At 40.6% G+C, this 22,816-nt stretch carries 20 protein-coding genes, 1 other RNA gene and 1 riboswitch; of the genes, 17 read left to right on the forward strand and 4 right to left on the reverse strand.

Annotated features, from left to right (window positions below):
- Positions 1–32: 32 nt before the first annotated feature.
- Complete coding sequence (gene recU, locus BIV59_RS09385; protein ID WP_071351218.1) at positions 33–644, reverse strand: Holliday junction resolvase RecU; 612 nt, start codon at positions 642–644, stop codon at positions 33–35.
- A 149-nt stretch (positions 645–793) separates the two neighbouring features.
- On the opposite strand from recU, the gene BIV59_RS09390 reads away from it, so the two are divergent.
- The 4 genes from BIV59_RS09390 (at position 794) to BIV59_RS09410 (ending at position 3,774) form a co-directional block, all read left to right on the forward strand.
- A complete protein-coding gene (locus BIV59_RS09390) occupies positions 794–1,771 on the forward strand; it encodes a DUF2515 family protein (RefSeq protein ID WP_071351219.1) in 978 nt (325 codons plus the stop codon).
- A 333-nt stretch (positions 1,772–2,104) separates the two neighbouring features.
- Positions 2,105–2,383 carry a hypothetical protein gene (locus BIV59_RS09395; protein WP_071351220.1) on the forward strand — a complete coding sequence of 93 codons (279 nt, stop codon included), beginning with the start codon at positions 2,105–2,107 and terminating at the stop codon, positions 2,381–2,383.
- A 395-nt stretch (positions 2,384–2,778) separates the two neighbouring features.
- Complete coding sequence (locus BIV59_RS09405) at positions 2,779–3,156, forward strand: YppE family protein (protein ID WP_071351222.1); 378 nt, start codon at positions 2,779–2,781, stop codon at positions 3,154–3,156.
- An 81-nt stretch (positions 3,157–3,237) separates the two neighbouring features.
- Positions 3,238–3,774, forward strand: coding sequence for a YppG family protein (locus BIV59_RS09410; RefSeq protein ID WP_240501874.1), 537 nt, complete (start codon positions 3,238–3,240; stop codon positions 3,772–3,774).
- A 148-nt stretch (positions 3,775–3,922) separates the two neighbouring features.
- Here BIV59_RS09410 and BIV59_RS09415 read toward each other — a convergent pair whose 3' ends face one another.
- Complete coding sequence (locus BIV59_RS09415; RefSeq protein WP_083392108.1) at positions 3,923–4,387, reverse strand: Hsp20/alpha crystallin family protein; 465 nt, start codon at positions 4,385–4,387, stop codon at positions 3,923–3,925.
- A 461-nt stretch (positions 4,388–4,848) separates the two neighbouring features.
- Here BIV59_RS09415 and BIV59_RS09420 point away from each other — a divergent pair, with 461 nt between their 5' ends.
- The 11 genes from BIV59_RS09420 (at position 4,849) to BIV59_RS09470 (ending at position 16,077) form a co-directional block, all read left to right on the forward strand.
- The gene (locus tag BIV59_RS09420) at positions 4,849–7,095 is read left to right on the forward strand and encodes a DEAD/DEAH box helicase (RefSeq protein WP_071351249.1); all 2,247 of its coding nucleotides are present in this window, start codon (positions 4,849–4,851) and stop codon (positions 7,093–7,095) included.
- Positions 7,096–7,131: 36 nt separating this feature from the next.
- The gene (locus BIV59_RS09425; protein ID WP_071351223.1) at positions 7,132–8,406 is read left to right on the forward strand and encodes a ribonuclease H-like domain-containing protein; all 1,275 of its coding nucleotides are present in this window, start codon (positions 7,132–7,134) and stop codon (positions 8,404–8,406) included.
- A 383-nt stretch (positions 8,407–8,789) separates the two neighbouring features.
- Positions 8,790–9,248: a CotD family spore coat protein gene (locus BIV59_RS24390; protein WP_481747423.1), complete on the forward strand. Its 459-nt coding sequence runs from the start codon at positions 8,790–8,792 to the stop codon at positions 9,246–9,248.
- A gap of 49 nt (positions 9,249–9,297) precedes the next feature.
- Complete coding sequence (locus BIV59_RS09435; protein ID WP_071351224.1) at positions 9,298–9,846, forward strand: SLOG family protein; 549 nt, start codon at positions 9,298–9,300, stop codon at positions 9,844–9,846.
- A gap of 109 nt (positions 9,847–9,955) precedes the next feature.
- A complete protein-coding gene (gene gpsB / locus BIV59_RS09440; protein WP_071351251.1) occupies positions 9,956–10,273 on the forward strand; it encodes a cell division regulator GpsB in 318 nt (105 codons plus the stop codon).
- Positions 10,274–10,353: 80 nt separating this feature from the next.
- Positions 10,354–10,740, forward strand: an RNA gene (gene rnpB, locus BIV59_RS09445) — RNase P RNA component class B.
- Positions 10,741–10,956: 216 nt separating this feature from the next.
- Positions 10,957–12,111, forward strand: a complete 1,155-nt coding sequence (locus BIV59_RS09450) for a THUMP domain-containing class I SAM-dependent RNA methyltransferase (RefSeq protein WP_071351252.1) — start codon at positions 10,957–10,959, stop codon at positions 12,109–12,111.
- Positions 12,112–12,818: 707 nt separating this feature from the next.
- Positions 12,819–13,019: a cold-shock protein gene (locus BIV59_RS09455; protein ID WP_071351225.1), complete on the forward strand. Its 201-nt coding sequence runs from the start codon at positions 12,819–12,821 to the stop codon at positions 13,017–13,019.
- Between the two features lie 184 nt (positions 13,020–13,203).
- A complete protein-coding gene (locus tag BIV59_RS23585; RefSeq protein WP_170846118.1) occupies positions 13,204–13,377 on the forward strand; it encodes a hypothetical protein in 174 nt (57 codons plus the stop codon).
- A gap of 284 nt (positions 13,378–13,661) precedes the next feature.
- On the forward strand, positions 13,662–15,575 hold the full coding sequence (locus BIV59_RS09465; RefSeq protein WP_071351227.1) for an ATP-dependent DNA helicase: 1,914 nt from the start codon (positions 13,662–13,664) through the stop codon (positions 15,573–15,575).
- Between the two features lie 238 nt (positions 15,576–15,813).
- On the forward strand, positions 15,814–16,077 hold the full coding sequence (locus BIV59_RS09470; RefSeq protein WP_071351228.1) for a hypothetical protein: 264 nt from the start codon (positions 15,814–15,816) through the stop codon (positions 16,075–16,077).
- A 140-nt stretch (positions 16,078–16,217) separates the two neighbouring features.
- Here BIV59_RS09470 and BIV59_RS09475 read toward each other — a convergent pair whose 3' ends face one another.
- Together BIV59_RS09475 and BIV59_RS09480 are read right to left on the reverse strand one after the other, a co-directional pair.
- Entirely contained in the window at positions 16,218–17,606 is a 1,389-nt protein-coding gene (locus BIV59_RS09475) for a UDP-N-acetylmuramoyl-tripeptide--D-alanyl-D-alanine ligase (protein WP_071351229.1), read from the reverse strand.
- Between the two features lie 410 nt (positions 17,607–18,016).
- Entirely contained in the window at positions 18,017–19,171 is a 1,155-nt protein-coding gene (locus BIV59_RS09480; RefSeq protein ID WP_071351230.1) for a GNAT family N-acetyltransferase, read from the reverse strand.
- A 295-nt stretch (positions 19,172–19,466) separates the two neighbouring features.
- Here BIV59_RS09480 and BIV59_RS09485 point away from each other — a divergent pair, with 295 nt between their 5' ends.
- Both BIV59_RS09485 and BIV59_RS09490 read left to right on the forward strand, forming a co-directional pair.
- Complete coding sequence (locus BIV59_RS09485) at positions 19,467–20,987, forward strand: carboxypeptidase M32 (RefSeq protein WP_071351231.1); 1,521 nt, start codon at positions 19,467–19,469, stop codon at positions 20,985–20,987.
- Between the two features lie 465 nt (positions 20,988–21,452).
- A complete protein-coding gene (locus BIV59_RS09490) occupies positions 21,453–22,376 on the forward strand; it encodes an SDR family oxidoreductase (RefSeq protein ID WP_071351232.1) in 924 nt (307 codons plus the stop codon).
- 252 nt (positions 22,377–22,628) lie between these two features.
- Positions 22,629–22,730, forward strand: a riboswitch (purine riboswitch).
- The last annotated feature ends 86 nt before the right edge of the window (positions 22,731–22,816 follow it).

The following is a 22,816-nucleotide window of genomic DNA, read 5'->3' on the forward strand; positions in this document are numbered from 1 at the left end:
TACAGCTACCTGCCTTTCTTAGTACAACAAATCTAAATTTTTCCGTTAAGGAAAGAATCTATTACTTTAATATAGTCAATTCTCGGCTGAAAGCCAAGCGGAATCTTTATTGAGCTATTTTGTACCTCTTCTCTGGATATAGACTTTCTGCCTCCTGATTCCATGCGTTCCCAGAAAGTAACGAGCTGCGGTGCATCCATCATATAGATTTCATCGCTTGTGGAAAACCTGATTATGACAAAAGCAATGCCTCCTTGGTCTGTGACGCTTTTCATATGCCTGATTTGATGTTCGTGGAAATTTTTAAGCGGAAAGGAAGTGCGGCTTTGTGTTTCCTTAGCTTCAAAATCAATATATCTCCCTTTATACACACCGTTATAGTCTGTAGTTGATGCCTGTTTGAAATAGGCCTCTTTGATGACGGCTGCGCTTCTTTTAGGATAATGAACATCTACAATCTGTACAGGTGTGGGTTTTTTATGGACAACAGCTATTCCATTAGCGAGATAGAATTCATTTGTGTCATTTAAATCATCCTCCAATGTCATTCCCCTGTTGCTGTAATTCGCCTTCTTCATTGGGTTGACCGCTTTTTTATCTGGTCCTGGAGTGAACCTTCGCCCATTTGGATAATGAAATGCCATGAATGCCCCTCCTTTTTTCACTGTTCTATGATAGCAAAAAAATAGGGAGGATAGTGAATAATTCTACCCGCAACTTAAAAAGATAAGTATGAGAAATATTTGGAAAGCGGGTTTACTGCCTGCAATGTGCGTTTGTGAGGTGTTATACAATGAATGGCCGCAGCCTTCCCCCCGATCTCTTGGATGATGAAATGAAGATCCTTTATAGAATAAAAGAGAGAACAGAAAAAGGGAATAGTGATAATATCTCAAGGACCAAAGCCTATAGTGCATTTTTTTCCGTTCATCCTGAAATAAAATGGGCCTTTTTGGCTTCTATGGTTTCTAGAAATGCTGGATGGAATATGTGTGATCTTCAGGGATACTGGATGCCCAGAATACTGTCGCCAGAGTACAGGCATTCTTTATTTATGACCTACGAAGAAGCGAACTGGCTCATTTTCCGGGACGCATTTCCTCAATTGCTTCTTTATCATTATTCGACGAAACTCAGGGTGCCTTTGTTTCATTTAAGTAGATATTTTTGCATTTCAGGATTCATGGAAGAAGAATGGTTCCGATACTGGAGGGACAGAGACGGCACGCGTCTCATGTATTCCCAAATTATAAACGAACAAAACTTGATAGAAGAGCCTGTTATAAAAAATAAGAATTTTAAGATTCCGGTTTTTCGTTCGCTGTTGTTCAATATCCAGGATCATTTCCATTACAGCACCGTTCTTTTTCCTACTGTAAACGGAGAATTGTACGGAGCATCAGTTTCTAACTTCCGGAGGACTGATGCAAGAATTGAACTGGGAAAAAGGCTTGCAACTATTTTATTTTCAAAAGATTTATTCCAGGAATTTTATCTGTTTTCCCTGAAAACGGAACCGACTGGATCAAGATATGATTATGAACGTTTTTTCCCTTATTACAAGCTGAGGGAGACCCCTTTTTTAAGATTAGCCTATCCGCCTGTCAGCCACAAAAATAGAAGCTTCGGCCAATGGGACCAAAAAAGGAAAATAAAAAAAAGCTGGTTTTCTCCTCCTTCTTTAACAGAGGAGGTTCTATTAACCAGCTGGTACAAAGAAAAGCAAAAACAGCTTCAGGCCGCAATGGCTTTTGGCAATTATCTGCTTTAAGAAAAGCGGCCCGAAACTATAGTGAGACGCTGCTTAGGTTGAAGGACGGTCTGGCCCGTTCAGCTTTTTATCACCATAGCCTTTTTGGCTATTTTTTTCTGGCTGGTTCTTTTTCATTTCTTCTTGCTTGCTGTTTGTATTATTCATTTTACACACCTCCTATAAGGTAGTTTAAGTAAATCTGTCGACGTCCATTCTTCAGGTTTGTCGAAACAGCGAAAAATTTATGCGGATGTTACTTTCTTTGCCGATTGAATACTAGTTTTGTCACCTTGGAAGGGCTGAGGAGACCTGGCAAGAATAATACATGTAAAGACTAAGGGAGGCATGGGCATGAACAATAAAGCGTCCGCTGAAGAAATTTTGTGTCTGATCGCTGCCATTTCAGATAGCCTGGATGAGCTTGAGCAAAGCATTGACGAAACAATTAATACAGAACGCTGCAGGCTCTGGAGCAATCAGTATAAGATGGTTCATTCAGCTCAGCAGCAATTAGAAAGAATAGAGGAAAAATGGAATACTAAAGAAGATATCATCAGCCAGTCTTATTTGATGAAGAAGGAAAAATCAGGCAATCACCCATTGCTTGCTAATCCCAAATTAGGATTTTAAAACCACAGCCGCTGATGGAAATGAAAACCACTCCAAGGATACGAAGTTTTCCTTCATCCTAAAAAAATCATTGCACCTTTAAAACGGATTCAGCTATTGATATCCTTCCAGGGTGTTTTTTTTTGCGCGAAAAGTTTATACTTTAATAAAAAAAGGCTCTTTTCTTAAAGATTGCTGTTTTTTAAAATGTTCTGTGAAGCGATCCCGTTGTTAAACCAGGTTGATTGGAGTGTAGGGTGCGATAGAGTGGGATTAGCGGGAAGGAGAGACCCCGCAGGCAAAGCCGAGGAGCTCATTCATCGCCCCACGGAAAGCGAGCATCCTGGAGCGGAAATCAACCCCTTGTTCCAAAGCAGCAAAGTTTACGAAAACAGCCTAAAAACAGAGGAGCAAGTATGCAGAATAAAAGAGAAATCCAGGAATTGACACAGCAGTTAATAGGCTTTTGCCAGGCCGCTGACAAAATTTATGACTCTGTCCGGGAAGAAGGGGCAGAGAAAGATTTTTACGGGGAGGTTAAGCCCTTTGCTGATAAAGTACATCAGGCGGCAAAAGAATGGGTTATACAAATGAAGGAATGGATGAAATCAGAGGCCTTTACACATCTTTATCCCCAGCAGATTGAACAAACCGCAGACAATCTATCAGATATTGCTGTACAGGCATTTTTTCCGAAAACCAGCTATAAAAGATTTAAAAGCCATGTCCAATCAGTCTCGTTCATCCTTAATAACACATTATCCGAAATAAACACAAAGCTTTCCGGTTCTTGACCGGATTTTTTTGTTGCTCACCATTCCTCCTCTAATGTCATATAGTATATCAGCTAATGCCATAAGAAGGAGGATGGATCCATGAATATGATGGATCAAAGAAACAGCAGTGCATATATGCCCCATCCCGGCCACTGGAATGAACCGCAGCAGCAAGGTATGCCTTATTACCAGCCAGGTCATCATCAATATTATAGCCCTTATCAGCATATGCCGGGGCCGTATGGCATAGGAGAGCAATACGGAAGCTATCACCCCTTTATGCAGCAGGCCCAGCCGGCGATGCCTGTAAATGGCCATGCAGCCCCATATCAGCAGAACAATTTCCCGATGCATCATGCAGGACAGTCCTTCAGCCCATTTACAAATCCCCTGCAGCAGGGAGCAAAAAAAGCTCCATCAAGCCTTCAGCAGGCTTTCAATCCCAATCCTTATCCAAAACAGCCGCTTATGCAAAAACCGCAATCCTCTGGGATAGGTTCGGTGCTGAATCAGTTTAAAACACAGGATGGCTCCATTGATATTAATAAAATGATGAATACTGCCGGTCAGATGATGAGCACTATGAACCAGGTATCATCCATGGTTAAAGGAGTCGGCAGCATTTTTAAAGTTTAAATAACCAGCCAGCAGCATCCTGGGATTGATGGGCCGTCATCAGCGGGAAATACAGGCCGATAATTAATAAAGTGAAAGGGAAAGCAGAGTGAAATCCTGCTTTCCCTTTTTCTTTATCAATCTCTCAAAGATACTCCAGATTTTACACTTAATCGTTAATGCTGATGCGATTTCCCTTTATTTTTGGAACATTTATGATGAGAATTCCATCTCTATGGTTTGCACTTATTTTGGTTTCATCGAGGGGAAGAGGTAAATTTACGGTTTTAGACATTCTGTTAAAGCTTTGTCTTTTACGGAATAATCCCTGTGTTTCATTATGCTCTGTCAGGCTTTGCTGGTTTTTTACGGAAATCACGACTGCCTGTGAAAGTATTTCTATATCAATATCCTGTCTCCTAACCCCGGGAAGTGTGGCAGAAATTTTATATTCGGTATCTGTTTCCGCTACTTCTACTGGAAAAGAACGATCCGAGGCGAAAAATTCATCCATGGACTGTAAAAGTCCTTTAATTGGCCTTTCTGTAAAAAGCCGATCCATTGAATTCACAAAGCCTGTAACCATTTCCCTGTGCAGAGGCTCCTTAGGTTCTTTTTTTTCAGAAGATGACAAAACAAACGCCCCTTTCTAAAAATTTCTCTACAATAGCCTATGCACTGGTGCCGAAAAAGTGAATCAGTTCTTTAATTTTCTACATTTATCATGGCGATTTTGTGCGGCTGCCAGCTGCAGCGGTGCTGCCGGTCCAGCAGCCGCAAAAAAGGCGCTTCCATTTCATTGAGTTAGGCTCTTTGCTTAAAGCTTGTTGGGTTTTAATGAATTCTATGAGGCGAAGACATTGTTAAACACAGGGTAACTGGAGCGTAAGGTGCAATCTCTTGCTTAGATTAGCAGGAAGATGAGACTTTGCAGGTGCAGCTGGGGATGCTCACTGCCCTCCCTCAGAAAGCGAGCATGCTGCAGCGGAAATCAGCATAGCAGCAAAGTTTACGAAAACAGGGTTAAGTTAAAACAAACAGCTAGGCAGCCAAACAAATATTCGGTACACTATTTATAGAGGTGGCTCCAATATGATAAAAAAGAAATCACTTTCAGAGTTAATTGAAGAACTAAGACATAATGAAAATATTATAAATTGGCATGAAATCGAGCCGCAGGAAGCGAAAAGCCGGCCGATGCCAGAAAGGATAGACAGCAGAATCAAGAAGGCCCTGCAAAAGAGGGGAATCAGCGAATTATACAGCCACCAGCATACTGCATATGAAACATTGCAAAAGGGCGAAAATATTGTAGCTGTAACTCCAACGGCATCAGGAAAAACGCTTTGCTATAATCTTCCTGTCCTGCAGTCCATTGCGGACAATGATGCAAATAGGGCCCTATATATATTCCCGACTAAAGCACTGGCACAGGATCAGAAAAGCGAGCTGAATGAGATTATTGATGAAATGGGAATAGACATAAAAAGCTATACCTATGACGGCGACACTTCACCTGCTATCAGGCAGGCTGTCAGGAAGGCAGGACATATTGTCATTACTAATCCTGATATGCTTCATTCTGCTATCCTCCCGCATCACACAAAATGGGTAAGTCTTTTTGAAAACCTGAAGTACATTGTGATAGACGAGCTCCATACGTACCGTGGAGTTTTTGGCAGCCATGTGGCAAATGTGATACGCAGGCTGAAAAGAATATGCAGCTTTTATGGCAGCAGCCCCATTTTCATTTGCACATCCGCTACAATAGCAAACCCGAAGGAACTGGCCGAACAGCTGACAGGAAATCCTATGAGGCTGATAGATGATAATGGTGCTCCAAGAGGAAGAAAGCATTTCGTGTTTTATAATCCGCCTGTGGTCAATAAGCCTTTAAATATTCGGAGAAGTGCTACGGCAGAAGTTAACAATCTGGCAAAAACCTTTTTGAAAAATAAAATACAGACGATTGTTTTCGCCAGAAGCAGGGTGCGCGTCGAAATTATTTTAAGCCATATACAGGAGCTGGTTAAGGACCAGCTCGGCTCAAAATCCATTAGAGGATACCGCGGAGGCTATCTTCCGAAGCAGCGGCGAGAAATTGAACGTGGTTTAAGGGATGGAGAAATCCTTGGCGTCGTCAGCACAAATGCACTGGAATTAGGAGTCGACATCGGTCAGCTCCAGGTTTGTGTTATGACAGGGTATCCCGGGAGCGTCGCCAGCACATGGCAGCAGGCTGGCCGTGCAGGAAGGCGCCACGGTGAAGCTCTTATTTTGATGGTCGCGGGCTCATCGCCGATTGACCAGTATATTGTGCAAAATCCGGAATACTTTTTTGACCGGTCGCCAGAATCAGCAAGAATCAATCCGGAAAACCTGATTATTTTAGTAGATCATCTAAAATGCGCCGCATATGAACTTCCTTTTAAAGAAGGCGAGGAATTTGGGCCATTGGATGTAGCGGACATTCTGGAATACCTTGTTGAAGAGAGAGTTCTTCACCATAATGGCGAAGCCTTTTACTGGGCTAACCAGTCTTTCCCTGCATCAAATATCAGTCTGCGTTCAGCATCACAGGAAAATGTTGTTATCATAGACCGGTCGGTAACGAATGATGTAAAAATCATTGGTGAAATGGACCGCTTCAGTGCCATGACATTATTGCACGATGAAGCCATATATCTGCACGAGGGCATCCAATACCAGGTAGAAAAGCTGGACTGGGATTATAAAAAAGCCTATGTAACAGAAGTGGACGTAGAATACTATACAGATGCTAATCTTGCGGTTCAGCTAAAGGTCCTGGAAATTGACAAAACGGTTCAAAGGGAAAAAACGGCAGTCCATTATGGTGATGTAACGGTAAATGCCATGCCGACTATTTTTAAAAAAATCAAGCTTACCACCTTCGAGAATATTGGATCTGGCCCAATTTCCCTGCCGGAAGAGGAACTGCATACGAGCGCAGCATGGCTTGAGCTTGAGGAAATTGATCCTGGATTAGGCGAAAAAACAATGGAACAGCTCCTGCTGGGAATTTCAAATGTTCTCAGGCACGTTGTACCCATCCATGTCATGTGCGACCGGAATGATATTCATGTTGTCTCGCAGATTAAAGCTTCCCACAGCCAATTGCCGACCATTTTTTTGTATGATCACTATCCTGGAGGCATTGGACTTGCAGAAGACGTTTACAAGCGTTTTGACGAAATAAAAGCTGCTGCTAAGAATTTAATTGTAAATTGCCCATGTAATGACGGGTGTCCGTCATGCATCGGAACGGAAATTGAAGGGATCGCTGCAAAGAAAAAGAGCATTCAGCTTCTGGATGCTTTCTAGTGAGAGTACAGCCTTCCCGCTTAAGAGGTGATAAGCATGAACCTTAAAAATAAATTGAATATGATGAAGAGCCACTTGAACCTGGAGCAAAATCAAAATCAGGAAGTGCATAGCGAAAAAAGGATTCAGACGCAATTGCTCCCGGAAAATACAGATATTCCATTTATGGAAAAATGGAAGAATAACAGCACAGAGCTTTACACATTGGACGGAAATTACTGCTTTATCCGTGAAGTCAGGTATCCGCTAACCCATAAACATGGCAACTGGACCTTCATCGAACTGGAAAGCGTAATAAAAGAATGGAATTCCAGTGTTTTGGAACATCCGCTTTCAACAAAGGGTTTAAGTATGGAGGATTTGTTTTTCTTTGATACAGAAACAACAGGCCTTGGGGGAGGTGCCGGCAATACCATTTTCCTTCTGGGATATGCCTATATCAGGGACAACGAAGTGATTGTGCGCCAGCATATACTGCCTGAGCCCGGAAGCGAAATACCTCTGTATAACAGCTTCCTTGAAAACATCAATTATGAAACCCTTGTTACGTATAATGGCAAAGCTTTTGACTGGCCGCAGTTGAAAACCAGGCACACGCTGATCAGGGAGCACGTTCCAAAGCTTCCCGAATTTGGACATTTCGATTTGTACCATGCTTCCAGAAGGCTTTGGAAAAATAAACTGGAAAGAGTCAAGCTATCTGCAGTAGAAACAGAAATCCTTGGATTTGAGCGGGAAAACGACATACCAGGATACCTGGCTCCCATGATTTATTTTGATTTTGTTGAAAGAAAAGACCCTGATATCTTATTCGGGATTATGAAGCATAATGAACTGGACGTGCTTTCTCTTATTACGCTTTATATTCATTTGTCCCGCCAGATCCTGCAATTGGACGGGTATGGCGAGGAATCTCTTGAAATTGCCCGCTGGCTCGATCATCTTGGTGAAAAGAAAGACGCTCTCCAAACGTATCAGCAGGTGATTGAAAAAGGAAGCAATGAGGAACGGATTACAGCCCAGCATGCGATTGCCTATCAGGAAAAAAGAAAGAAAAGCTATGACTCGGCTTTTGAAAAGTGGTCTGAGGTTGCCATAAAGGGAAAAACGCGGCAAAAAATAGAAGCTGCCATTGAATGCTCGAAGCTTCTGGAACATCAGTTCAAAAATCCTGCCGAAGCAATAGGCTTTGCTGAATTGGCGCTGAAAGCTTTGAAGGAAGCAGCTGATATCAAAATGGAAGCTGTCCACCGTGCCAAAATTGAAAAAAGGCTGGACAGGCTGAATAAAAAACGTCAGCTATCTTCCTGAATTGCATGTCATAATCTCCATCTTTTTTATTTCAAAAGCGGATGCTGCCCCAAAGCTGATCCGCTCTTTTTTTATGTTCCCCGCCTATGAAAAATTTTCCTGAAATTTCGCCTGATATTTTTATTGAAGGCGCTTAATAATATGTGTAAAATGGAAAATTGTATGGTATATAAAATACTAAAATATAAGGACGGAAAAACATGTACAAAGCTATTTTGGTTTTATTTTTTGTTGTAATCTGCCTGACAGCAATCGTCTTTTCATCGATGAAAGACAGCTTTTATTCCTTTTTATAAATTATTAGGTTTTTGACCAGTTCAGATGTACCCCTTTTCTCATAGTCTGTTATTGTAAACGAATTAAGATGAAAGGGGAAAAAATATATGAGTTTTTTCAATCGAAATAGCGGCGCTAATAAACCGTTCAAGGGTGCACCGTACGGTCCAGGCCCAATGGGACCTCAAGCAGTAAGCCCGGCCGAATATGGCCCAGGCCCAATGATGCCCGGCCCGATGCCTGGAGGTATGGGACCGCAGGCAGTAAGCCCGGCAGCATATGGCCCAGGCCCAGGCCCAATGGGACCTCAAGCGGTGAGCCCGGCGAATATTGGACCAACTAATGTACAGCCGCCAATAGTCTCACCGACACAGAACTTTGTAAACACAAATGTTTATAAAACAATTGTGCCGCACATTCATCCAAGCCACACTACAACGGTTAACAAGCATGTTTTCCAGCATCAGCACTATTTCCCGCATACGGCTTCAGTAGTAAACGAATGCTATAACCAGCAAATGATCTGCGGCAATCCGTGCCCGCCGCCGCGTCCATTTGGCTGCTAATGCTGCAAGGGCTTAAATGCCCTTGTTTCTTTTGATAGGGGGAATTCCCGTGAAGGTATTATACATAACAGGCTATAAGCCGTTTGAATATGGAATTTTTAAAAATGATCATGAAGGTGTAAAATATATAAAGAAAGCAATTATGAATCGATTGCTTCCCCTCGCAGATGAAGGCCTGGAATGGGTGATTATTTCCGGAACACTCGGAACGGAGCTGTGGGCAGCAGAAGTTGTCTTTGAACTGAAGATGGAGTATGAAAATCTAAAACTGGGTGTTATTACACCTTTTTTAAAGCAAGAAGATAAGTGGAATGAAAAGAACCAGGAATATTACGGACAAATTTTATCGAAAGCTGATTTTGTTGACAGCATATACAGGACAGAATATGAAGGTCCGCAGCAGCTCAAGGCGAAAAATCTGTTTATGGTAAGAAAAAGCGAAGGCATGCTGATTATTTATGATGAAGAAAGAGACGGTTCCCCTAAGTACGCCTTTCAGGAAGCAAGGAAGCATCAGGATGCCAGCGGCTATGAAATTATCCAGCTCACGTTTGACGATCTGCAGCAGGCGGCAGAGGAATTAAACTGGAATGAGTGATTTTCTGCGAACATTTGGGAAGAATTAGAGAAGTATCGTTGACAAATCATAAGAGATTTGAAAAAATAATAAAAAGTCGATGTATGGCGAAAGTATTGAGGTGATTCTAATGCTGTCTGATAAGATAAAGCTGACTGCAAAGGATATATTGGAGAAAGATTTTAAAACAGCAATGAGGGGTTATAAGCCTGAAGATGTGGATCAATTCCTGGACATGATCATAAAAGACTATGAAATGTTCTATCAGGAAATTGAAGATTTAAAACAGGAAAATGCCAAACTGAAAAAACAGGCGGATGATGTTTCAAGGAGGCAGCCTCCGCCACAGACATCTCCAAGTGCTGCTCCGGGGACAACCAATTTCGATATCCTTAAACGGTTATCCAACCTGGAAAAACATGTATTTGGAAGCAAGCTTTACGAATAATTCTTTTTTTTGAGGATTTATTTTTTATTTACCATTGATGTTCGCATTTTTAATTGCTATAATGATTTCTGTTATGTGAAACGTTCGGGTAATTGCTGCAGCATTCAATGCTGTAGAGGAAAGTCCATGCTCGCACAGGCTGAGATGCCTGTAGTGTTCGTGCCTGGTGAAAAAATAAGCCAGGGCAGCAGGCAACTGCTGACGGCCGGGAAAATGCCTAAGTTCCTTGGAATATGGCATGAATACCTATAAAAGTGCCACAGTGACGTAGCCTTTCCAGAAATGGAAAGGGTGGAACGAGGTAAACCCCACGAGCGAGAAACCCAAATTATGGTAGGGGCGCTTTCTTTCTTGGAAATGAACGAGGAGAAGGACAGAAGCGCATGTTTCTGTAGATAGATGATTACCGCCGAAGTACGAGACGAAGGTCGCTTGCAGTACTGAGGAACAAAACATGGCTTACAGAACGTTTTCATATCAAAACAATGAATAATAACTCTCCTTGGTGCAAGGAGGGTTTTTGTTTTGCTGTCTGCTGCATATGGGAAATATAAAAGAAGTGCGATACATAGTAGCTCGCTTGAAACAGCATGGTTAAGACTCAAAAAAGGATATACTATGATATATGACAATATAGACTGGAAAATGGATAGGAATATTTATTGAAGAAAGAAGGTGCTGAAATGAAACAATACGATATTATCGCGACTTCAGCAATGGGCCTGGAATCAGTTGTGGCAAAAGAAGTCCGGGATCTTGGCTATGATTGCCAGGTGGAAAACGGGAAAATCATGTACAAGGGTGATGCTAAGACGATCGCACGCTCAAACATGTGGCTGCGAAGTGCAGACCGCGTCAAAATTAAGGTTGGAGAGTTTAAAGCCACATCTTTTGATGAATTATTTGAGAAAACAAAGGCATTAAGATGGGAAGACTTTCTGACTGCTGATGCCGAATTCCCGGTCAGCGGAAAATCGGTCAAATCGGCGCTGTACAGTGTTCCGGACTGCCAGGCAATCGTGAAAAAGGCCATTGTCGAAAGAATGAAGAAGCAATATAATCATGTTTCATGGTTTGAAGAAAATGGCCCATTATATAAAATTGAAGTTAGCATACATAAAGATATTGCGGTCATCACACTCGACACAAGCGGAGCTGGATTGCATAAACGAGGCTACAGGTCAGGACAGGGGGAGGCCCCTCTTAAAGAAACCCTTGCTGCTGCATTAATCATGCTGACCAACTGGAACCCTGATAAGCCTTTCATAGATCCATTCTGCGGTTCAGGAACGATCCCTATAGAAGCGGCCATGATCGGGCAAAATATCGCACCAGGCTTCAACAGGGAGTTTGTCTCTGAAGAGTGGCCGATTTTTGGGGCTGAGGTATGGGAAGAAGTAAGGCAGGAGGCGGAAGATCTTGCAAAGTATGATCAGCACCTTGATATTTCCGGATATGATATTGACCATAAAATGGTAGAAATAGCCAAGGCGAACAGCTTTGAAGCAGGATTTTCCGATTTGATTTCTTTCAAACAAATGCAGGTAAGAGACCTTACAACGAAAAAGGAATTTGGCGTAATTGTCGGAAATCCTCCATATGGTGAAAGGATCGGGGAACAGAGGGCTGTTGAACAAATGTACAAAGAAATGGGACAGGCTCTTTCTAAGCTTGATACTTGGTCCATTTATATGATTACTTCGCATCCTGATTTCGAAAAGTTTTATGGTAAGCAGGCAACAAAAAAACGCAAGCTTTTCAATGGATTCATCCGGACAGACTATTATCAGTATTGGGGAAAGCGCCCTTCTAGAAAATCCGCGTTTGATAAGGCTTAAGGATACAAAAAGTAGCCGGCTATTGGCAATATTTTGTTGACCACACTCTTTAATAGGGGTGTGGTTTTTTGTTGCTTAAATTGCTATAGAGCACTATGTGATAAAAAAAGAAATTCAGGAATCTATCAGAATACACTTAAGATATTTATTCAAGTAACTTAAGGATGTTTAAATTACTGTCTGCACTGGGCGGTCCGGGATGTGCAGAAAAATGGATGGGACATAATTCTCCCAGAATTTAAACAGATATCGGATATATTCAGTATATGGGGGAGGGAGTACCGGGAGTGTAGAGGCAAAAAAATGCAAGCTTTCCGGACAGATTATTATCAGTCTTGGGGAAAGCGCTCTTCTCTAGTATAATTTTTGCAAATTGAAGGGAAAACAGGAGAAAAGAACCAGGATATTCCTTTATGAAGGATCAAAAAAAGACATTCTCTCTTATCGGGAGGACAATGGTCCTTCTTTAAAAAAAGCTGTAAGTTACTATCACCTGAAAATCATGTTCGCGTTGCTTTTTTGTATGTGATTTTCCGCATAGGTGAAGGGCCGCGAACTTGCTTATCTTTTCCTTTTCTGTTATTCTTAAAAAGAATTATTTTTGTTCGGTATTAGGAAAACAAGTTATTATAACTTTCTTACCTTAATATCATTTAGAGCAAGGATAGTAATACAATGTGTGGCTAACACACTAGGAGGCAACAACAATGGAACAAGGTAAAGTAAAATGGTTTAACGCAGAAAAAGGTTTTGGTTTCATCGAACGCGAAGGCGGAGACGATGTATTCGTACATTTCTCAGCTATCCAAGGTGAAGGCTTCAAATCTCTTGACGAAGGTCAAGACGTTACATTTGATGTTGAGCAAGGCCAACGCGGACCTCAAGCATCTAACGTACGTAAAGCTTAATTAATAGTATTCCAAAACAGGCCCTTTCCAGGGTCTGTTTTTTTGGCTGCCAGTAAAACCAGGCTGCGTTCCATTTGTGCCTTCATCCGCTTCCCTCAGATTACTGCCGTATAAAATGGCGCATTCGTGCATATCATATATGTATGACTGGTTTTTAAGGGAGAGTGGGCGGACCATGTATAATATGGATAATATCAATAGTTTTGAAATGATTTCTAAGGCTTTGTCATCTTCGTATGAAAACATCAAGGTAGATCAAAAAAACTCTTTGGGTTTGACAAAGCTAATGGAAGCTGAAAAAAATATGTTTCTGGCTTTAACTTTTCATCTTCAAAATGATGGAAAAATAGAAGATTAGCTTAAAATTTTTGTTTAAGCTCGGTCCTGCTGCGGAAATCAAATGGACAGAGCCTCAAAATATGGGCTATTGGCTGCGCAGGCATATTGCTTCTGCATGCTGGTAGGCTTTTTTCTTTTGGGCAGAAATGTTGTGCCAAAAATCAATGATGGTGCCCGCAGTCCAGCAGGGGATGTTTCTAAATAGTTGACGGTGACACAAAAATAAAGGATAATTTACTTTTGTTTATATTTATCCGTACATTATTGGACAATGTTCCGATTGAAATAGAAGGGGAGAACGCAATGCTGCAAACACTGCCTTTTCAGGTAACAAAAGAAGATTCATTTTATGACAAGCTTTCAGAGTGGATCGGAGACGTATTTTACGATATTCTCCCTGAAAAAGGGTTTGAACTACGTGATGAACAGGTTTTTATGGCATTTCAGCTTGAAAAAGCTTTTAAAGAAAAAGGTGTCATATTCTCAGAAGCAGGAGTTGGCACAGGAAAAACGCTTGCCTATTTGCTTTATGCCATTTGTTATGCGCGCTACACCAATAAGCCTGCCATTATTTCCTGTGCAGATGAAACGCTGATTGAGCAATTGGTCAAAGAAGAAGGAGACATCCAAAAGCTGAAGGAAGCATTGAATCTTGAAGTGGATGTGCGGCTTGCCAAATACCATGATCAATATCTATGTCTTAAAAAGCTTGATCACGCTGTTACACATGAAGACTCCGAAGCAATTGACCAATTATATGATGAGCTGCCCAAATTCGTTCTAAATGGTTCTTCAATGGCTTCTTATACTCCTTATGGCGACCGTAAGCAGTATCCTTACATGAGTGATGAAGATTGGGAAAAAGTCGGCTGGGACCAGCTTCAGAATTGCTTTACGTGCGATAAACGCCATCGGTGCGGACAGACATTGTCGAGAGATCATTACCGCAAATCCGCTGATTTGATTATTTGTTCACATGACTTCTTTATGGAGCATGTCTGGACTAAGGAAAAACGCAAGCGTGAAGGACAGCTGCCGCTTCTTCCGGAACACAGCTGTGTGGTTTTTGATGAAGGTCATTTGCTGGAATTCTCAGCACAAAAAGCCTTGACCTATAAAATAGGGGAATCTACACTATCTACAGTTCTTCAATCGCTGATAGCTAATGAAGTACGTGAAGAGACGTTGTATGTAATAGAAGACCTGATTGACCTTAATGAAGAATTCTTTATCCTGCTTGAGTCGGCAGCCATTCATGTACCTGGCTCCAATCGTTATGAGCTTCCTGAATCACAAGCGATCACAGAATTTGCAGGAAGGCTGCATAAAAAGGTAGAAGAACTGGAAGAAAGCCTGGTCTTTGAAGCTGAATTATATACGATTAATGAATATGATTTAAAAGTGACAGAAGAATACCTGGAGCAGCTTGGCTATTCACTTTCTCTTTTCTTGAATAATAGACAGGCTGTAACATGGTTTGAAGATCATGACAGTACAAAAACGCTTGTTATTATGCCTAGGCTTGTACAGGAAATCCTGGCAGAAGAAGTTTTCTCAAAAAGCATGCCGTATATCTTTTCATCAGCAACACTTTCGGATAATAAATCATTTGATTATATTGCCGACAGTCTTGGCATAAAACAATATTCAAGTTTTTCTGTTGAATCTCCTTTTGATTACGATGACGTCATGAAAATTTCCATTTCTTCCCCGGATGCCGGGGACAATATGGCCAAAATGGAATATACCCTTGACAGCATTGAGGCAGCAGGAGGGAGGACGCTTGTTTTATTCAAATCAAAGGAAGATCTTCAATGGTTTAAAGAGCATAGTGAAGAAGGCGCCTATCCTTTTTATTTCGAGGGTGACTCGGAAATCAGCGAGCTTGTGAAAAGGTTCCAGGAAAACGAAGCATCTGTACTATTTTCTTACCATCTTTGGGAAGGTCTTGATATCCCGGGGGATTCACTGAAGAATGTTGTGATATATTCACTTCCTTTCCCTCCGCATGATCCTGTTTTCCAGGCAAAACGAAAAGCTGCCGGAAATCCTTTTGGAGAAGTGGACATGCCTTACATGCTGCTGCGACTAAGACAGGGTATAGGAAGATTAATCAGGACTTCGGATGATTCAGGAACCGTCCATATTTTAACTGAAAACACTCTGCCGGAAAGTGTACTTAACCAAGTCAAAGCTGTTTTGCCGATTTCGCTTTAACACCGGGATTTCCCGGTGTTTTTTTAGTTTGCTGGCACCTTCAATTTTTCTCTAATCTACTTTCCAAGATAAAGTCCGTTTTGAACCGTCATAAACTTTAAATACATTTTGCTAAATTGAAGTGAACACTTTACTGGTTGTCAAAGATTAGTATATAGTTCTCTTTTAAAGTGTCATTTACAGAAATATCCTTCGTGGTTTATTATGGAAATCAATGATATGTAGGGCGTGTCCTGAATTGAAGAGCATTATTCAATCATTAGTTATTTCCTTTGTAATTCATTTAGTCTATATATTTGGAACTATGGCAGTTGGTTATATAAAAACAATGAATTATAAGCCTGTTATGGAGAAAAAATGGGGAAATATAGAAACACTACAAAGTGAAGTGGCTTTCGGGGTGTTAGGTTCACCACTGTTTTTTGTATTTACCTTTATAGGGGTTGCATTATTTTGTGGATTAATAATCATTTCCTATGGGAAGATTGTTGGTTTAAAATAAATCAAATATATACAAGAAACAAGGTTGGGAAGCCTCAATTATTAGGGCTTCCCGTAATTCTGTTGATTTTCAACATCAATGATTTAACAAAGCCAAAAGACATTCAAAATTGCGTAGTGTCCTTTATTACCATAAAATTATCAATTATTATTCTTTATCAAGGCATTGACTATATCTTCTAATGCCATCCCTCTTGACCCTTTTACTAAAATAACATCATTTGGTTCTAAGACATCCCTAACCTGAGTAATTAAAGATTGTTTATCTAAAAATGTTTTAACCTTTTTTGAACCATGATTTCTTTGAGTTTCCTCTGCTATATATTTCGCCAATTTACCTAAAGTAAACAAAAAATCAATTTTACTCTGTGCAACTTGATATCCAATTTCTTTATGATATTCAACTTCATTTTGCCCAAGCTCCAACATATCGCCCAAGACCAATATTTTTCGGTTATATCCTGTAAGCTCATTAAAGGTTTCAATTGCTGCTTGTACGGAAGTAGGACTAGCATTCCAAGCATCATTTATAATTGTAAATCCTTCATCTGATTTGATTTCTTCCATTCTCATACCAGTTAACGAAAGTTTCTTTAGTCCAATTTTAATTTGTTTGTCACTCATCCCTAATTCCTTGGCAACTGAAATCGCGGCTAAAGCATTATTAATATTGTGCTTTCCTATCAAATTTATTGAGTAAACGTGGTTATCATCAGTATTGATTGTAAATTCAATATTTCGAGCATTGGATTTAACATTTGTTTGATAAATATCATTTTTATTTGTTATTCCAAAAGTAGTAATCCTTATTTCTTTGTTTTCGATATCTTTTAGAGTATCTATCAAGAGTTCTTCATCTCCATAGATAGAGAGAAGCCCATTCTGTCTAATACCAGCTATTATTTCTAGTTTGGCATTGGCTATTGCTTTTCTAGAACCTAACGTAGCAATATGGGAAGTACCTATCATAGTGATAACCCCAATATCAGGCTGAGCAATCTTTGATAATGTCTCTATTTCACCTCTGTTGCTCATCCCCAATTCTAAAACTACTATTTCATCATTTTCCGAAACTGATAATAACGATAAAGGTAACCCGTATTCACTATTTAAGTTTCCTTTGGTTTTATAAACTTTAAATTTTGTAGAGAGGATAGAGTGTATCATATCTTTTGTAGTTGTTTTTCCGTTGCTACCTGTAACACCAATTACTTTTGCCGTAAGTTGTTCTCTATAACTCCTGGCTAAGTTCTGCAAAGCATTCTTGGTATCTTCTACAAAAATAACTGGAATTTTTTTTGGTGGGTTTGGGCGACTCTTTTCCCATAAACAAGCAGAAGCTCCTTTTTCTATCGCATCATCAATAAAAGTATGACCATCCTTTATCCGTACTATTGGAACATATAAATTACCTTTAGTACAGGTCCTAGAGTCAATAGATACACCATTAATGAATGTATTATTGAAACTTGCTCCTAAACCATTACCCGATACCATTATCTGTATTTCATCTAATGCTTTTTTTATCAATATATCACCCCCGTTTCTTTTTCCAATAAAATTATCAGCTTAAAAAAATCACTTGGTTAAATATGACATTCAAAGTTTATTCATATGTTAAATCGCTTGCTTCTTATTCTGCAAGCTAACCCGTATTCAAAGAGGTTTCATAAAGAAAGCATACAGTTGGATTTAATTTCAGAGTCATTTAACATAGCTTTTGTTTTATATGGAGATAATTTATTAATCAATTTCACATGTTACCAATTATTAAAAACGATTCATTTTTTCGGACTTTGGTTTTGTCAAAAGTTCCCGTTAAGGTATGACTCCAGATTTGGAAGTCGTAGATTCGAACTCATTAACCAGGACGAGAATACAGCCACACCCTCGGTTTGATTGGGAGGGGATGAGTGAGTCATGATCTTACCGTAAAGCTTTTAAAAGAAGTCATAGAAAAATGGCGAATAGTCTGGAAGTATATCCTGAAAATCTTGTACGGCCTGCTGAGATCCCGAAACAAGGCCAGCATCAAAAAGCTCAACAGGAGTTTTATAGCCCAGCAAAATGGCTGTAAGCTCATTGATGGAGAGGGATATTCCCTCCATATCTCCACTTTGGGTTTCTATATGGTCTTTTTTTATAACAAAAGATTTTTGATTGCCCTCAAGAATGGGATCCTTTATATGAAGAGCGATTTCTTTTTGTCCGCTGCTCCACTGAAAAGGATATTGCTTTAAAAATGATTCTGCATGAATAATCCTTGCCATGAAATAAGGAGTCAGTTTTGCAGGAACCCTCGGTTCAGGAAGGATATGAAAAAGAGGTTCCCTTTCATGAGCTGTAATGGAGACCTCATCAACCATTGAGTCATGCTGGCAAATAAAATTCCATAACCCAACCCGTGCTTCTGGGGTTAAGGCGACAAATTCAGACACATTCATTTTATGTTCACCAATGCGGTACAAAAGATACCCAAGAGGTTCATTGTGATTATCATAAAAAACAGCGGCATGCTGCGTATCATATACAGAACGAAGCCACCAGGATGTAGTGCGGACCAGCATGCCAGGGTGCTGCTTTGCGTATTGATTGTAAATGTGCTCTATTTCCTGAGGGTGGCTATCTTTTGTAAACCGTTTAATTTCTCCTGCCGATTGCTTCTTCCGCACAAGGTCACCTTTGGATAAAGTGATTTTGAGCCGGTTTGAGAAAAGCTCCCAGCCATATTTTCTGTAAAAAGGAACAGAAAAGGGATGCAGCATGGAGAGGGCATATCCCTCGCTTTGCATTTTCTCTAAAATAAAGCGGAGAAGCTCATTGACATATCCCTGCCTTCTATATTCAGGGTATGTGGCCACACCTGCCAGGCCGCCCATTTTCAATGTTCTGTCCCCTAAAAATACTTCAAGAGGCAAAAAATGAAATTTTGCCGCAAGCCGGTCATTTTCGTTTATTCCATATACCAAATGATGTTTTTTCATTGTTTCAATTTGCCCGGCAATCTGATCTTTATTTACCGTATATTGAAAGGCATATTCTGAAAGCTGTATGGCCTCCATAAATTGATTTTCCTCTAAGCGTACGATTTTCATTTTTTCCCCCTTGATTGATTAAAGTTGCTCAACCCATTCAGGATAAGCTTGTTTCGTCTTCGTTCTCTTCCTCCAATTCGGCACAGGAGAAGCAAATCAGATTCTTATTAAACAATATGCCATCCAAAAAACCGTTTCTGCAAAATATCTTTTCTCCGCACCGGGTGCACAAACCAATAAACTCAATCATCGAAAGGCCCCTCTCTTATCTGATTTTTCTGAACAAAAACATAAATGGCAATTATTGTTCTATTATATGTTAAAATACAGGTTGAAAGCAAAAGGGGGAATAACAATGTCACTGGCAATAGAACATACGAAAAAAGAGTTTTTGGCATACATAAAGAAAATTTCTGCTTATAATGAAGCACTTGCCCTTATTTATTGGGACCTTCGTACAGGAGCACCTAAAAAAGGGGTGGAACAGCGTTCTGAGGTTATCGGCATGCTATCTTCTGAAGTATTCGGCATGACGACAAGCAAGGAGATGGCTCATTTTATCGCAAACCTTTCTTCTGAAGAGGCGAAGGGGCAGCTATCGGATATTGTCAATAAAATGGTTGAAGAATGCAAAAAGGATTATGAAAAAAACAAAAAAATTCCATCAGATGAATATAGGGAATTTGTTATCCTTCAATCAAAATCAGCCAGTGTTTGGGAAGAAGCAAGGGAAACCTCGGACTTTGCGATGTTCCAGCCGTATCTTGAAAAAATTGTTCAATATACACGCAGATTTGTTCAATACTGGGGATACGAAGGAAATCCTTATAATACTTTATTAGATATATATGAACCAGGAATGACTGTAGAAGTACTCGATAAAGTATTTGGAGAGCTTCGGGACCGGATTGTTCCGCTGGTCAGGAAAATCTCAGAAAGCGAAAATCAGCCGGAAACCGAATTCCTGTATAAGCATTTTCCTAAAGAAAAACAGGAAAAATTCAGCCTTGATATCCTAAAACAGCTTGGGTATGACTTTGAAGCCGGCCGTCTTGATGAAACCGTACATCCTTTTGCAACCGGCTTAAATACAGGTGATGTCCGTGTTACAACACGCTATGATGAAAATGACTTCAGGGGTGCCATATTTGGAACGATCCATGAGTGCGGGCATGCGATTTACGAACAGAATATTTCTGAGGAATTAACCGGGACACTGCTTGATTCGGGGACATCCATGGGCATTCATGAATCACAGTCCCTTTTCTTTGAAAACTTTATTGGACGGAACCTGCACTTCTGGAAAAAACAGTACCCCTTGCTTAAACAGTATGCAGGGGAACAATTCGATGCAATAGATCTTGATGTTTTCTATCGCGGGATAAATGAGTCAAAGCCTTCTTTCATCCGTATTGAAGCAGATGAACTGACATATCCTCTGCACATCATGATCCGATATGAAATTGAAAAAGCCTTATTCAATGGCGACCTGGAAGTAAAGGACCTGCCTGGTGTCTGGAATGAAAAATATAAAGAATACCTTGGAATTACACCAGAAAATGATGCCATGGGTGTCCTTCAGGATGTTCATTGGTCTGACGGAAGCTTTGGATATTTTCCGTCGTATGCACTGGGGTATATGTATGCAGCACAATTTAAACATGCAATGATGAAGGACATTCCAGATTTTGATGAGCTATTGGAACAAGGCAGCATTGCCCCAATAAAAGAATGGCTGAATGAAAAAGTACATCAATTTGGAAAAACAAAAAAACCTCTGGAAATTTTGCATTCTGTGACAGGAGAAGGACTGAATGTCCAATATCTGATTGATTATTTAGAGGAAAAGTACGGACAAGTTTACAAGCTGAATTAAGAGAGTGAAAAAGTGCAGAATTGAGTTCTGCACTTTTTTTGCATCCTAAAACGCTAGATGACAGGGTAATATTGCTCATATTTTGGATTGGTGAAGAAAGGCGGCCTCTTGCCGATTTTGGGTATTGTCCATGAATGGGCATTATCATTATATAAGATTATTTCTTTTTCTGATCATTGATTAATCAATAATAATTTCACCTCTCGGCTGAAATAGTGCTGCATACTGTTTCCTCCCCGGAAAGTAATTTTCCCCATTCATATTATTCTGCTCCTGAAGATAGGAGCCTGTTTGGTAACGTTTATCGAACTGCCCACAAAATCCTGTGAATCGCAAAAGATAAGAAACCGCTGGAAATCCGCGTTAGCTCTTGATAAAAATTAAATATAGTAAAGGCCGTCAGACACGCAAAACTCTCATTCTGCATATCGTATCCCAAATTGGGCGTTAACCTGGAGGGATAGGATGTCTAGAGAAAATAATAAGGAAAATCAGGGTTACCCCCTGTATCCTAATTACGGGAAAATAACCAGATATGAAGATGTTGCGCTTACAGTACCGGAGCAGAGGCAGATGAGGCAGCCTGGAACTGAGGGTCTTATGGTGCCTAGGCCGATTATTGAAAATCCTAATTACGTTTCAGCCGGTAAACTGAAGGGAAGGGCTGCCCTGATTACGGGCGGCGACAGTGGAATTGGAGCCGCTGCAGCCATTGCCTTTGCAAAGGAGGGCTGTGATGTAGCCATTTCATATTTGGATGAACAGAAAGATGCGGACCGGACGAAAAACAGGATCGAAGAGCTGGGTCAGAGGTGCTTGCTGCTGCCAGGGGACTTAAGAGAAAAAAAGCAATGCATCGGTATTGCGGAGAAAACCATGGAAGCATTCGGCAGGCTTGATGTCCTATGCAACCATGCGGGAATCCAGTTTCAGCAATTAAGCTTAACTGACATAACTGACGAGCAATTTGACGAAACATTCAAAGTAAATATTTATTCTCATTTTTATACAACAAGGGCAGCCCTGCCTTATATGAAGGCAGGAAGTTCCATCATAAATACTGCTTCAGTTGTCGCCTATTATGGCCATGAACAATTGATAGATTACACTGCGACTAAAGCAGCCATTGTCGGTTTTACCCGGTCATTGGCCAATAATTTAGTCAAAAAAGGCATCAGGGTAAATGCAGTTGCACCCGGCCGTATTTGGACGCCGCTGATTCCTTCCAGTTTTTCGGCAGACCAAGTCCCGCTTTCGGGAAATCCGATGGACCGCCAAGGCCAGCCGTTTGAACTTGCGCCTACCTATGTGTATCTGGCCAGTGATGATTCGAGATTCGTTACAGGCCAGACTCTCCATGTGAATGGAGGGCAAGTGACATCCTCTTAACCGGCAGTTTGAATTAGCTTGCCGCGGGCAAGAGTGATGAGTCAGCGTTTTTTATGGATGAATAAGAGGGTGTAAGCTATACATGTTCACTACAATGTCAGCTGACAGGCAATAGTAGGCCTCTGTATAATAACAGTTATCAGGCAGGGTAAATTATAGAAATTTCCGTGCCGGATAAGCCACATGGAAAGAATTTTCATCAAAAGTTCTTTTCAAAGCGAATATTTGCTGATATAATCAACTACATTGTTAATCTATACGTATAGTTTCACTCATATAATAGCAGGGATATGGCCTGCGAGTTTCTACCGGATTACCGTAAATAATCCGACTATGGGTGGGTAATATCTCTGCAGCTAAAGCAGCCCTGATGGGGCATGCTGTTTTTAGAGCTCAAGAAGTATTGCGCCACTCACGCAGTGGTGCAAGTGCTTCTTGAG

Source organism: Bacillus sp. MUM 13 (assembly GCF_001866725.1).
GTDB lineage: Bacteria > Bacillota > Bacilli > Bacillales > DSM-1321 > Peribacillus.

Coding starts and splice junctions, on each gene's coding strand:
- recU (WP_071351218.1), bottom strand. CDS start 644: ATGGCATTTCATTATCCAAATGGGCGAAGGTTCACTCCAGGACCAGAT.
- BIV59_RS09390 (WP_071351219.1), top strand. CDS start 794: ATGAATGGCCGCAGCCTTCCCCCCGATCTCTTGGATGATGAAATGAAG.
- BIV59_RS09395 (WP_071351220.1), top strand. CDS start 2,105: ATGAACAATAAAGCGTCCGCTGAAGAAATTTTGTGTCTGATCGCTGCC.
- BIV59_RS09405 (WP_071351222.1), top strand. CDS start 2,779: ATGCAGAATAAAAGAGAAATCCAGGAATTGACACAGCAGTTAATAGGC.
- BIV59_RS09410 (WP_240501874.1), top strand. CDS start 3,238: ATGAATATGATGGATCAAAGAAACAGCAGTGCATATATGCCCCATCCC.
- BIV59_RS09425 (WP_071351223.1), top strand. CDS start 7,132: ATGAACCTTAAAAATAAATTGAATATGATGAAGAGCCACTTGAACCTG.
- BIV59_RS24390 (WP_481747423.1), top strand. CDS start 8,790: ATGAGTTTTTTCAATCGAAATAGCGGCGCTAATAAACCGTTCAAGGGT.
- gpsB (WP_071351251.1), top strand. CDS start 9,956: ATGCTGTCTGATAAGATAAAGCTGACTGCAAAGGATATATTGGAGAAA.
- BIV59_RS09450 (WP_071351252.1), top strand. CDS start 10,957: ATGAAACAATACGATATTATCGCGACTTCAGCAATGGGCCTGGAATCA.
- BIV59_RS09455 (WP_071351225.1), top strand. CDS start 12,819: ATGGAACAAGGTAAAGTAAAATGGTTTAACGCAGAAAAAGGTTTTGGT.
- BIV59_RS23585 (WP_170846118.1), top strand. CDS start 13,204: ATGGATAATATCAATAGTTTTGAAATGATTTCTAAGGCTTTGTCATCT.
- BIV59_RS09465 (WP_071351227.1), top strand. CDS start 13,662: ATGCTGCAAACACTGCCTTTTCAGGTAACAAAAGAAGATTCATTTTAT.
- BIV59_RS09480 (WP_071351230.1), bottom strand. CDS start 19,171: ATGAAAATCGTACGCTTAGAGGAAAATCAATTTATGGAGGCCATACAG.
- BIV59_RS09485 (WP_071351231.1), top strand. CDS start 19,467: ATGTCACTGGCAATAGAACATACGAAAAAAGAGTTTTTGGCATACATA.
- BIV59_RS09490 (WP_071351232.1), top strand. CDS start 21,453: ATGTCTAGAGAAAATAATAAGGAAAATCAGGGTTACCCCCTGTATCCT.